At 71.0% G+C, this 11,053-nt stretch carries 13 protein-coding genes and 2 tRNA genes; 6 read left to right on the top strand and 9 right to left on the bottom strand.

Annotation, left to right across the window (positions count from 1 at the left end; all coding sequences use genetic code 11):
- Positions 1-10: 10 nt before the first annotated feature.
- Positions 11-1,234: a glycosyltransferase family protein gene (locus JCO01S_RS10190; protein WP_157074564.1), complete on the bottom strand. Its 1,224-nt coding sequence runs from the start codon at positions 1,232-1,234 to the stop codon at positions 11-13.
- Between the two features lie 217 nt (positions 1,235-1,451).
- On the opposite strand from JCO01S_RS10190, the gene JCO01S_RS15735 reads away from it, so the two are divergent.
- The gene (locus tag JCO01S_RS15735) at positions 1,452-2,975 is read left to right on the top strand and encodes a Re/Si-specific NAD(P)(+) transhydrogenase subunit alpha (protein ID WP_068254829.1); all 1,524 of its coding nucleotides are present in this window, start codon (positions 1,452-1,454) and stop codon (positions 2,973-2,975) included.
- 3 nt (positions 2,976-2,978) lie between these two features.
- A complete protein-coding gene (pntB, locus tag JCO01S_RS15730) occupies positions 2,979-4,430 on the top strand; it encodes a Re/Si-specific NAD(P)(+) transhydrogenase subunit beta (RefSeq protein WP_068254821.1) in 1,452 nt (483 codons plus the stop codon).
- Between the two features lie 152 nt (positions 4,431-4,582).
- Here the strand turns inward: pntB and JCO01S_RS16110 are convergent, their stop codons facing one another.
- The 3 genes from JCO01S_RS16110 to upp form a co-directional block, all read right to left on the bottom strand.
- Positions 4,583-5,293 carry a PH domain-containing protein gene (locus JCO01S_RS16110; RefSeq protein ID WP_068254820.1) on the bottom strand — a complete coding sequence of 237 codons (711 nt, stop codon included), beginning with the start codon at positions 5,291-5,293 and terminating at the stop codon, positions 4,583-4,585.
- 4 nt (positions 5,294-5,297) lie between these two features.
- Positions 5,298-5,471, bottom strand: coding sequence for a hypothetical protein (locus tag JCO01S_RS15920; RefSeq protein ID WP_169796936.1), 174 nt, complete (start codon positions 5,469-5,471; stop codon positions 5,298-5,300).
- 119 nt (positions 5,472-5,590) lie between these two features.
- Entirely contained in the window at positions 5,591-6,229 is a 639-nt protein-coding gene (gene upp, locus JCO01S_RS10170; protein ID WP_068254817.1) for a uracil phosphoribosyltransferase, read from the bottom strand.
- An 81-nt stretch (positions 6,230-6,310) separates the two neighbouring features.
- On the opposite strand from upp, the gene JCO01S_RS10165 reads away from it, so the two are divergent.
- Entirely contained in the window at positions 6,311-6,745 is a 435-nt protein-coding gene (locus JCO01S_RS10165) for a nucleoside deaminase (RefSeq protein ID WP_068254814.1), read from the top strand.
- A gap of 41 nt (positions 6,746-6,786) precedes the next feature.
- Positions 6,787-6,876 (top strand) — tRNA-Ser (locus JCO01S_RS10160).
- Between the two features lie 131 nt (positions 6,877-7,007).
- Here JCO01S_RS10160 and JCO01S_RS10155 read toward each other — a convergent pair.
- From JCO01S_RS10155 to JCO01S_RS10140, 4 genes are read right to left on the bottom strand one after another with little or no spacing between them, the layout of a single operon-like run.
- Positions 7,008-7,730 carry a GPP34 family phosphoprotein gene (locus JCO01S_RS10155; RefSeq protein ID WP_068254811.1) on the bottom strand — a complete coding sequence of 241 codons (723 nt, stop codon included), beginning with the start codon at positions 7,728-7,730 and terminating at the stop codon, positions 7,008-7,010.
- Positions 7,727-8,293 carry a DUF421 domain-containing protein gene (locus JCO01S_RS10150; RefSeq protein ID WP_245634400.1) on the bottom strand — a complete coding sequence of 189 codons (567 nt, stop codon included), beginning with the start codon at positions 8,291-8,293 and terminating at the stop codon, positions 7,727-7,729. The genes JCO01S_RS10155 and JCO01S_RS10150 overlap by 4 nt, the downstream gene beginning before the upstream one ends.
- A 1-nt stretch (position 8,294) precedes the next feature.
- On the bottom strand, positions 8,295-8,798 hold the full coding sequence (locus JCO01S_RS10145; protein WP_068254810.1) for a LytR C-terminal domain-containing protein: 504 nt from the start codon (positions 8,796-8,798) through the stop codon (positions 8,295-8,297).
- Positions 8,799-8,800: 2 nt separating this feature from the next.
- The gene (locus tag JCO01S_RS10140) at positions 8,801-9,094 is read right to left on the bottom strand and encodes a type II toxin-antitoxin system VapB family antitoxin (RefSeq protein WP_068254809.1); all 294 of its coding nucleotides are present in this window, start codon (positions 9,092-9,094) and stop codon (positions 8,801-8,803) included.
- 89 nt (positions 9,095-9,183) lie between these two features.
- Here JCO01S_RS10140 and lhgD point away from each other — a divergent pair, with 89 nt between their 5' ends.
- Positions 9,184-10,377 (top strand): L-2-hydroxyglutarate dehydrogenase, encoded by a 1,194-nt coding sequence (gene lhgD, locus JCO01S_RS10135; RefSeq protein WP_068254808.1) that lies wholly within the window; start codon positions 9,184-9,186, stop codon positions 10,375-10,377.
- Here lhgD and JCO01S_RS10130 read toward each other — a convergent pair whose 3' ends face one another.
- The gene (locus JCO01S_RS10130) at positions 10,378-10,842 is read right to left on the bottom strand and encodes a DUF3817 domain-containing protein (RefSeq protein ID WP_068254805.1); all 465 of its coding nucleotides are present in this window, start codon (positions 10,840-10,842) and stop codon (positions 10,378-10,380) included. It abuts the gene before it with no gap.
- Positions 10,843-10,926: 84 nt separating this feature from the next.
- Here JCO01S_RS10130 and JCO01S_RS10125 point away from each other — a divergent pair.
- Positions 10,927-11,016, top strand: a tRNA-Ser gene (locus JCO01S_RS10125).
- The last annotated feature ends 37 nt before the right edge of the window (positions 11,017-11,053 follow it).

Here is an 11,053-nt window from a genome sequence, read left to right as displayed (position 1 = left end):
GGTGCGGGTATCAACTGGCAACCTCCGTCAGGTGTGGTGCCGGCACGAGGTCGGCGATGGCGTTCGGGATGCGGGCCAGGCCGTCGAGCGCGAGGCGCTGCCGGGCGAAGGGCGTGTGCGGCCGGTTCACCGCCGCGGCGAGCCAGTGCCCGAGGGCCGGGGCGCTCGCCTCCGTGGGGTGGCACATGTCGAGCGCACCGAGCGCGGCCAGGCGACGGGCCCGCACGAGCTGTTCCTGCCGCGGGCGCACCCGCGGCACCACGAGGCCGGGAACGTCGGTGGCGAGCACCTCGCAGACCGTGTTGTAACCGCCCATCGTGACGACGGCCGCCGCCCGGCCGATCAGGGTGGTGCTGTCGGTGACGAAGTCGCGCACGACGAGGTCGTCGCGCTCGCGGGCGATGTCGGTCAGTCGACGACGCAGCGAGGGCTGCATGTAGGGGCCGGTGACGATGACGCCGGTGTGCCCCTCCGGGTAGTGGGCACGGGCGAAGGCCAGGGCCGTCTCCCAGCCGTCCTGGCCGCCACCGACCATGCACAGCACGTAGGGACGTCGCAGCGGGCGGCGCCGGGGCTCATCGCGCGGCGGGACCAGTCCGTCGTCACGACCGGTGGCCAGGTACCCCGTGTGGCGAACCTTCCGGGTCACGCTTGCGGGCAGACCGCTCGCGGCGACCAGGTCGTGCACGGTGGGGTCGCCGTAGACCCAGACCGCATCGTAGTGCTCCTCGATGGCCTCGCTCGTGCGGTCGACCCGCCACTCGCGCCGAGCGGTGGCCGGGTCGTCGAGGACGTCGCGCAGACCGAGCACGAGCCGGGGCCGCTGCCCGCTCGTGTGGCCCCGCACCCCGGCCAGGGCCCGCAGCGCCGGCTCGAGCTCACCATCCAGGCCGCGGGCGACCTTGTCCACGACCACGACGTCCGGGCGGAAGGCGGTCAATGCCGTCGTCAGCAGGCTTGCGCGCAGCGAGAGCAGCGCGGGCAGGTCCATCGCGAAGGTGGCCGCCGAGTAGCCGCCGCCCTCGTCCTTGGCGACGCCCGGGATGGTGACGACCTCGGTGTTCGGCGGCAACGGCAACGCCGTGGCCTGCGGGGCCCCGGTGAGCAGGAGCACATCGGTGTCGGGGTCCGCAGCCACGATCGCCCCGGCGAGGGCGATGTTGCGGCGGACGTGGCCCAGGCCCTGGGTGTCGTGGGAGTAGAAGGCGATGCGTCGCCGGTCTGTCGTGGTCACGTCCTCCACGATCGGGGGCCAACGTGAGGTGACCATGAGGCCGAGATGAGGCCTCCTTCATCTGGCCACGTCGGGAACACATGGCCGGCCCCTCCTGTCCAAGCGGTCTCACGTTGTGGCCCAGTGGCATTGGACACGTCACAATGTGTCGGCGCCGGGGTGGGGTCTGACGTAGGTTGCGGTCCAACCACACCGACCCCTGATTCAGGAGTTTTTCATGCGACTTGGGGTGCCCAAGGAGTCAAGAGAGGGAGAGACGCGGGTAGCTGCGACTCCCAAGACCGTGGCGCAACTGATCAAGCTGGGCTACGACGTGGTCGTCGAGCCGGGCGCGGGTGAGGCATCGGCGTACCCGGACGCGGGGTACGTCGAGGCCGGTGCCACGGTGTCGGCGGACGTCTGGGGGTGTGACGTCGTCGCGAAGGTGAACGAGCCCAGTGACGAGGAGGTCGCCGGCCTGGCGCCGGGGACGGTCCTGGCGTCGTTGTTGGCGCCGGCGCTGAACGAGGAGAAGGTCGAGGCGCTGCGTGCCCGGGGGGTGACGGCGCTGGCGATGGACGCGGTGCCGCGGATCTCGCGGGCGCAGTCCCTGGACGTGCTGTCCTCGATGGCGAACATCGCGGGGTACCGGGCGGTGGTCGAGGCGGCGCACGAGTTCGGTGGGTTGTTCACCGGCCAGGTGACGGCTGCGGGCAAGGTGCCACCGGCGAAGGTGTTGGTGTGTGGCGCCGGTGTGGCCGGTCTGGCGGCGATCGGTGCCGCGGGGAGCCTGGGCGCCGTGGTGCGGGCCTTCGACATCCGTCCGGAGGTGGCCGAGCAGGTGGAGTCGATGGGGGCGGACTTCCTGCAGGTCGACGTCGAGCAGGAGGTCTCCTCGGACGGGTATGCCAAGGAGGCCAGTGATGACTTCAACGCCAAGGCGGCCGAGCTGTATGCGGCGCAGGCCGAGGACGTGGACATCATCATCACGACCGCTCTGATCCCGGGGAAGCCGGCTCCCCGGTTGATCACCGAGGAGATGGTGGCCTCGATGAAGCCGGGGTCGGTCGTGGTGGACATGGCCGCCGGTTCGGGCGGCAATGTCGCCGGGTCGGTGGCCGATGAGCTGGTCGTGACCGAGAACGGCGTGAAGATCATCGGGTACACCGATCTCGCGGGGCGGCTGCCGATGCAGGCCAGCCAGCTGTACGGGACGAACATCGTGAACCTGATGAAGCTCCTGACCCCGGGCAAGGACGGCGAGCTCGTCCTCGACCTGGAGGACCAGGTCCAGCGGGGGATGACGGTGACGAAGGGGGAGGAGCTGCTGTGGCCGCCGCCCCCGGTGCAGGTGTCGGCGGCGACCCCGGCGCCGGCGAAGGAGCCCGCGCCGGAGCCGGAGCCGAAGAAGCCGGTGGACCCGAATCGGAAGTTCTGGTTGATCGGTGGCGCTGCGGCGCTGTTCCTCGTCGCCGCGGCGTTCCTGCCGACGGCGTTCCTGTCCCACTTCATCGTGTTCGCGTTGGCGGTGGTGATCGGGTTCTACGTGATCGGGAACGTGGCGCACTCGTTGCACACGCCGTTGATGTCGGTGACGAATGCCATCTCGGGGATCATCGTGGTCGGTGCCCTGCTGCAGGTGACCTCCTCGCACCTGGCCATCCAGGTCGTCGCCGCGGCCGCGGTCCTCTTCGCCAGCATCAACGTCTTCGGTGGTTTCACCGTGACGAACCGGATGCTCAACATGTTCAGGAAGGGCTGAGTCGTGCTCTCCACAGTCGTCACCGCCGCATACATCGTCGCGGCACTGTTGTTCATCCTCAGCCTCGCGGGGCTGAGCAAGCACGAGTCGGCCAAGCACGGCAACTGGTTCGGGATGGCCGGGATGGTCATCGCGCTGGTGGCCACGATCGCGTTGGTCATCGACGGGGTCTACTCCGGTCCCGGTGATGCCGCCGACGCGGGCAAGTGGGGCCTCGGTCTGCTCGTGGTCGTCATGGCGATCGGTGGGGCCATCGGTGTCCGGATCGCCAACCGGGTCGAGATGACCGGGATGCCCGAGCTGATCGCGATGATGCACTCCTTCGTGGGTCTGGCCGCGGTCCTGGTCGGGTACAACTCCTTCCTCTCCGCCCACGGGGACAGTGCCGATGCCGTGGCCGAGCACGCCCGGCTGGAGCAGATGGACATGGTGGGCATCCACCAGGGCGAGGTCTTCATCGGTGTCTTCATCGGTGCGCTGACCTTCACCGGGTCGATCGTGGCCTACCTGAAGCTGTCGGCGAAGATGAAGTCGGCGCCGTTGGTGCTGCCGGCCCGGCACTGGATGAACCTGGCCGCGATCCTGGTCTCGGTCGGGCTCGGCGTGTGGTTCGTCGCCTCCCCGTCGCTGCTGCCGCTGGGGATCATGACGGTGATCGCGCTGGCCTTCGGGTGGCACCTGGTCGCCTCGATCGGCGGCGGTGACATGCCGGTCGTGATCTCGATGCTCAACAGCTACTCGGGATGGGCCGCGGCCGCGGCCGGTTTCATGCTGGCCAACGACCTGCTGATCGTCACCGGTGCCCTCGTCGGCTCCTCGGGTGCCTTCCTGTCCTACATCATGTGCCAGGCGATGAACCGGTCCTTCATCTCGGTCATCGCCGGTGGCTTCGGTTCCGACGCGCCGACCTCCGGCGGGGACGAGGAGCAGGGCGAGCACCGGGAGACCAACGTCGCGGCGGTCGCGGACATGCTCGCGAACGCCGGCTCGGTCGTCATCGCGCCCGGCTACGGGATGGCCGTGGCCCAGGCGCAGTACCCGGTCGCGGACCTGACCGAGCGCCTGCGGGCGAAGGGGGTCGACGTGCGGTTCGCCATCCACCCCGTCGCCGGCCGGCTGCCGGGCCACATGAACGTCCTGCTGGCCGAGGCGAAGGTCCCCTACGACATCGTCCTGGAGATGGACGAGATCAACGAGGACTTCCCCGAGACCGACGTCGTGCTGGTCATCGGCGCCAACGACACCGTCAACCCGGCCGCGTCCGAGGACCCGTCCAGCCCCATCGCGGGCATGCCCGTCCTCGAGGTCTGGAACGCGAGCGAGGTCGTGGTCTTCAAGCGCTCCATGGCCACCGGCTACGCCGGGGTGCAGAACCCGCTCTTCTTCCGGGAGAACACCCAGATGCTCTTCGGCGACGCCAAGGACAGGGTCGGGGAGATCCTCAAGGAGATCTGACCGGGCGGATCCCCGCTCGCGGGCTCACGCCTCGCAGCGCGAAGCGACACGAGGGGAGGCGGTCACCGACAGGTGGCCGCCTCCCCACGTCGTGCCGTGGCCGCGTCATGGACCCGGGTGCGCCGTGCGACGCGCGCCGAGCGGTTCCTCGGTCAGTACGAGAACGGGTCGTAGGGCGGGAGCTCGCCGGTGTCGCCCTCGCGGCCGCGGTTCCGGTCGGCGCTGCGGTAGATCGAGTCGCCCCGGGGTCGCTGGTCGAGGCCGACGTGGACGCCCTCGACGCCCCCGAGGCGGGCCGCGTCGTCCTCCGAGGTCTCCCAGGCCGGATCCTCGTCGTCTCGGTCGACGTCCTCCTCGGGCTCGTCGGAGACGCCGAAGACCACGGCGCAGATCGCGCGGTAGTTCTCGTCGGGTGCGGGGACGTAGCTGATCTTGGAGAGGGCCTGGTCCTGCCCGGCGCTCTCGAGGACGAAGGTCCCGTAGCCGAGGAGGCGCCCGAGCAGCGAGCGCTCGTAGCCCATGTCGGTGACCTTCTTCAGGGGCATCATCGAGACCTTGTGGTTGATCCAGCCCTCGAAGAGCACGATCCGCCGGTCGGTCGCCACGACCCGGGTGTGCCGCCACTCGATCCACTGCCACGCGGCCCAGCCGAGGACGCCGAGCCAGACCAGCCAGACCCACTTCAGGGCCGGCACGGCGGCGTCGCTGACGGACAGGTCGATCCAGAGGACCAGCAGGGTGGCGAGCAGGAGCAGCAGTGCCGGCTTGAGGAGCACGATCCCGTGGTACCGGATCTCGGCCACGGGGTTCTCGCCGCCGAGCAGGTACCGCCGCAGGCCCTTGTGCTCGACGGGCTGGTTCATCGCGTTACCTGGCGAGGAGGGTGTCGAAGAACCGACCGATGTTGCCCACGCCGTTCATGATGACGTCCCACGCGGAGCCGACCATCGCGGCCGCGTCGGTCGGGGACGTGAGGATGGCGTACAGCAGGAAGATCGCGACCAGCCAGAGGACGATCTTCTTGATCGGTGGCGTGCTCATGCGTGTCTTTCTCCGTCGTCCTCGGTCGGTCCTGGTGCGTCCGGGTGGACGCGGGACGGCAATCAGTGTTGCAGATGTGACGGGTGGGACGCTGCCTTCGCCGGCGTCGGGCGTGGCGCTCAGACGATGCCGTACATCCGGTCACCGGCGTCACCGAGACCGGGGACGATGTAGCCGTTCTCGTCCAGTCGCTCGTCGACCGCGCCGGTGACCAGCCGGATCGGCACGTCGAGGCCGCCGAGCTCCCGCTCCAGGGTCTCGATGCCCTCCGGCGCCGAGATCAGCGTCACCGCGGTGATGTCGTCGGCGCCGCGCTCGACGAGGTAGTGGATCGCCATGGCGAGCGTGCCGCCCGTGGCGAGCATCGGGTCGATGACGTAGCACTGCCGGCCGGAGAGGTCGTCGGGCAGCCGGTTGGCGTAGGTGACGGCCTCGAGGGTCTCCTCGTTGCGCAGCATCCCGAGGAAGCCCACCTCGGCCGTCGGCAGCAGCCGGACCATCCCCTCGAGCATCCCGAGGCCGGCACGCAGGATCGGGACGACGAGCGGCTTCGGGGTGGACAGCTTCATCCCCGTGGTCCCGGCGACCGGGGTCTCGATGTCGAAGAGCTCGCACCGCACCTCACGCGTGGCCTCGTAGGCCAGGAGGGTGACCAGCTCGTCCGCCAGTCGCCGGAAGGTCGGGCTGTCGGTGTCCTTCTTGCGCAGGTACGTCAGCTTGTGGGCGATGAGCGGGTGGTCCGGAACGGTGACGCGCATGCGCCCGAAACTACCGTGCGTGAGACTGTCCGGGTGACTCCTGACCTCACCCGTCCCGCGCGGCCCGCCGAGGAGGCGTGGATGGACCGTGCCCTGGCCCTCGCCGGGGAGGCTGCCGCCGACGGGGACATCCCCGTCGGCGCCGTCGTCGTGGACGCCAACGGGGAGGTGGTGGGCGAAGGGAGGAACACCCGCGAGCGGGACGGGGACCCCACCGGCCACGCGGAGATGCTCGCCCTGCGTGCCGCGGCGGCGGCGAAGGGGGAGTGGCGCCTGCCCGGCTGCACCCTCGTGGTCACCCTGGAGCCCTGCCCGATGTGCGCCGGCGCGGTCGTGCTCACGCGCGTCCCCCGCGTGGTGCTCGGTGCGTGGGACCCGAAGATGGGCGCCTGCGGCTCGGTGTGGGACATCCCCCGCGACCGCCGCTCGGTCCACCGGGCCGAGGTCGTCGGCGGCGTGCGCGGGGAGGAGTCGACCCGGCTGCTGCAGGACTTCTTCGCCGGGCGCCGCCCGTGACGATTCGGGCGCGAGGGGCTCGACCTTGTACAGTTCTGCGCGGTGGCGTGTCCGAGCGGCCTAAGGAGAACGCCTCGAAAGCGTTTGTGGGTTGACGCCCACCGTGGGTTCAAATCCCACCGCCACCGCCAGTTGTCCTGAGCCGCGCCACCGTCTGCACGGTGGCGCGGCTCAGGACTTTCGTGATCGGGTGGAGGTCGGTCGACTCGCCGACGAGTCCTCGGTGAGTCCACATCGCCCCGCGGCGGCCGGGGCGCCCGGCCTACTCGGGGATGGCGGCCTCGGCGACGCCCAGCAGGGCGCCGACCCGGGTCAGCTGCCGGGGCAGCGTGATGGCGCGCACCGCGGTCAGCGCGACCCAGTCCTGGGCGATGGCCGCTCGGCCGACCTCGACGGCCCGCTCCCGCGCGGCGCCGCGATCCGAGCCCGTCAGGGGAGTGCCCGCTCCCGGCCAGTCCAGGACGATGTCGAGCAAGTGGCCGACCTCCAGGGTCTCGCCGACCGTCAGCAGTGCCGCCAGGCGGCGGGTCGGCTCGTCGGGGGTCCGGCCGCCGAGGAGCATGGCGTGCAGCCTGCCGACGAGCGCATACTGGTGGTCGGGGTGCTGGACGCGGTACCGACTACCGAGGAGGCCCGCCTTCTCCCGTGGGCCGATCACGCCCTCGGCGGCAAGGCCGTCGTGGATGCGCTCGCGCAGCTTGACCCCTCCGCCCAGGCGCAGGATGGCGTTGCGCGGCGTCTGCTCCCGGTGCCCTCGTACGGCGTCGAGGCAGCGCTCCAGGGAGGGCTCGGCGACGGGCGAGGGGTCGAGCAGGACGACCCGGGACCTGTTCCCCTCGCCGGTGCGTCCCAGTCGGCCACGCTCCAGCAGGTCGTGGAGCGCGGCCGCGCCGAGGAGCTTGAAGCCGTGCCTGCGCACCGGCAGGATCTCCTCGCCGCTGTACGGGTCGAGGGTGGCCACCACGACGTCCGCGAGTGTGGTCATCGGCCCAGCAGCTCCTCCGGGACCCGGTCCGCGTCGCGGACACCCACGAGCAGGCGCGGGTTGATCGGCCGCCCCCGGCGCAGCACGCTGATCCTCCCGGTGGACTCGAAGACCGCGCAGGCGACCTCGTCCCGGCCGCGCACGCCCGCCTGCCGAAGTGCGGCGCGCAGCTCGGCGTTGGTCACGTGGGCGGCACGCAGGTTCTCGGTGAGGATCTGGTCGCCGGCCATGACGACGACGGCACCGGCGTTGACGACGTGGTTGCCCCGGGTGGTCCGGCGGGCCTCGCCGAGCAGGGCCTCCAGCAGGAAGAGGCAGGTCAGCCCGATCACGCCCGCGGCCAGCGACGGTGGGTCGCCGAGGATCAGGCGTCCGACCACGGCCCCGATGGTGATGGCCACGACGACGTCGAAGGTCCCCATCCCTGAGAGCACCCGGGCGCCGAAGAGCCGCACGAGCACGAGGAAGGCGAGGTAGATCCCGACCGCGGAGATGACCACCGCCATCGCATGGCTCGGGGTGATCCACAGCCGCTCGCCGACCTCGGCCCAGTCGATGCCCACCTCAGCAGCCGACCTCCCCCGCAGGGACGAGTCGCCGGAACTCCTCACCGAGCACGACGTCGACCGTCTCCCGGGTGCGCTCGTCCTGCAGGTCCCGGAGCTTCCCGGCGTGCTTCATCAGGAGCCTCGCCTCGGGGTCGGTGACCTTGCCGTGCCGCAGCTGTCCGACGCCCCGGACCTCGGCCTGCTTCGGGTCGTTGGCGACGAGCTCGACGTCGAAGCCACGCCCTCGCAGCTCCTTCGCGACCCGGCCCGCGAGCCCGGTGCGATCGGTCGCGTTGTAGACGTTGACGGTGACCTTCTTCGGCGGGATGGAGCACGCGGGCGTCTCGGGTGAGCTGCTGCTGGAGGTCATGGCGTCAGTCGTCGCTCCGCCGTCGGCGCGCACGTAGGACATCGCGTACCAGAGGACGAAGAAGGCGATGAGCGCGACGAGCAGCACGGTCAGGACCATGCGTCGGCGGCCAGCGCGCTCCTCGCTGGTCATCCCGTACTCGTCGGACACGGTCAGTCCAGCTCGAGGACTCGGGCGTGCAGGGCCGGGCGGTGCTGCAGTGCCGCGCGCAGCGCCCGGTGCAGTCCGTCCTCGAGGTAGAGGCGGCCCCGCCACGAGATGACGTGGGGGAAGAGATCGCCGTAGAAGGTCGAGTCCTCGGCGAGCAGGTCGTGCAGGTTGAGCGTGCTCTTGGTCGTCGTGAGGCTCTCCAGCCGCACGAGCCGCGGCGGGACGTCGCTCCACGACCGGCTGGAGAGGCCGTGATCGGGGTAGGGGCGGCTGTCACCGATGGACTGGAAGATCACGCCGACACGATATGAGTCACGCCCCCCGAAGGGGGCACCACCCTCACCCTTGTGACCGAGTCTTGACTGCCCGGTGCCACGCTGGGGAGATGGAGACCATCGTCATCGGGGCCGGGATCGTGGGCCTGGCCGTCGCCCGCCGGCTGACGCAGGTCCGGCCCGGCGAGCGGGTCACGGTGCTGGAGAAGGAGACCGAGGTCGCCGCTCACCAGACCGGTCACAACTCGGGGGTGGTCCACTCCGGCGTCTACTACCAGCCGGGGTCGCTGAAGGCCCGGCTCTGCCGGCGCGGTGTCGGCCTGCTTCGGGAGTACACGCAGGAGAAGGGCATCACCTACGACGAGGTCGGCAAGGTCGTCGTCGCCGTGGACGCCACCGACGAGGAACGGCTGGCCGAGGTGCACCGGCGCGCGGTGGCCGGTGGCGTGCCCCGGGTGGAGATGCTCGGCCCGGACGGCCTGCGCGACGTCGAGCCGCACGTGCGGGGGCGGGCGGCGCTGCGCTCGCCGACGACTGCGGTCACCGACTTCCCGGCCGTGACCCGGGCGCTCGCCGACGACGTGGCGGCGGCCGGTGGCGGTGTCCGGCTCGGCCACGAGGTGGTGGCGATGCGCCCCCTTCGCTCGGGGGTGGAGATCCTCGTGGAGCACGAAGGGGGAACCGTCCGCCTGGCCGCCGACCGGGTGGTGGTCTGCGGTGGGCTGCATGCCGACCGCCTGGCGGCGATGGTCGGTGGGGGAGAGGGGCCGCGGATCGTGCCCTTCCGCGGCGAGTACCACCTGCTGGCGCCGGAGCGGACCCACCTCGTGAAGGGCCTGGTCTACCCGGTGCCGGATCCGCGCTACCCCTTCCTCGGGGTGCACCTGACGCGCCGGGTCGACGGCACCGTCGACGTCGGGCCCAATGCGGTGCTCGCCACCGCGCGCGAGGGATACCGGCTGCGCGACGTGGACGCGAGGGACCTGTGGCAGACCCTCGCGTGGCCCGGCACCCGGGCGCTCGCGGGCGAGCACTGGCGCACCGGGGTGGCGGAGGTGCTGGGGTCGCTCTCCTCGCGGCGGTTCCTGCGGGCGGCCCAGCGGTACCTGCCGGAGCTGGGCGAAGGGGACTTGCGTCGCGGTGGTGCCGGGGTGCGGGCCCAGGCCCTGGCCCGGGACGGCTCCCTGGTCGACGACTTCGTCATCGAGGACATCGGTCCCGTGACGGCGGTGCGCAACGCGCCCTCGCCTGCGGCCACGTCCGCCCTGGCGATCGCCGAGGAGATCGTCGCGCGGCTGCCCTGATCAGCTGGTCGGCACCGGCGGGCCGACGAGCAGGGCGACACCGGTCAGCACGGCGACCGCGCACACGAGGCCCACGGCTGCCAGACCCGGTCGGCGCAGGGCAGTGCCGACGACCCGCTCGGGGAGGCTGGGGGCCTCCTGCTCCCCGGTGAGGCGCCACTGATTGGTCAGGTGCCCGGAGCGGTCGAGCCAGCGCTCGGTCCACAGCGTCGCGAGCGGGGGGATGGCCGTGGCCAGGGTGATCAGCCCGGTACGGGTGTCCCAGCGACGGTCGGTCCACACGATGATGCTGACGAGGACGTAGGCGATGAAGACGATGCCGTGCAGCATCCCGCCGATGCGCACGCCGAGCTCGGTGGTCTCGGTGACGTACTTGAGGAACATCCCGATGAGCAGCAGCGTCCAGGTGATCGCCTCGGCGGTGGCCACGGCGAAGAACAGGCGACGGGGGGAGGGGAGGGTCATGCCTCCCATGGTCGCCGACGGGGTGCCGAAGCCGGAAATTGCGCCGATTTTCACTGTGCCGAAGGCTCCGGTACTCTCCCCGGTGGAGGATTCGCATAGCGGCCTAGTGCGCACGATTGGAAATCGTGTTGGGGATGAAACCCCTCGCGGGTTCAAATCCCGCATCCTCCGCCAGCGAGCCTCGAGCCGCGTCACCCCGGTGGCGCGGCTC

Source organism: Janibacter corallicola NBRC 107790, assembly GCF_001570965.1.
GTDB classification, from domain to species: Bacteria; Actinomycetota; Actinomycetes; order Actinomycetales; family Dermatophilaceae; genus Janibacter; species Janibacter corallicola.
This window is presented reverse-complemented; position numbering and strand designations above follow the sequence as displayed.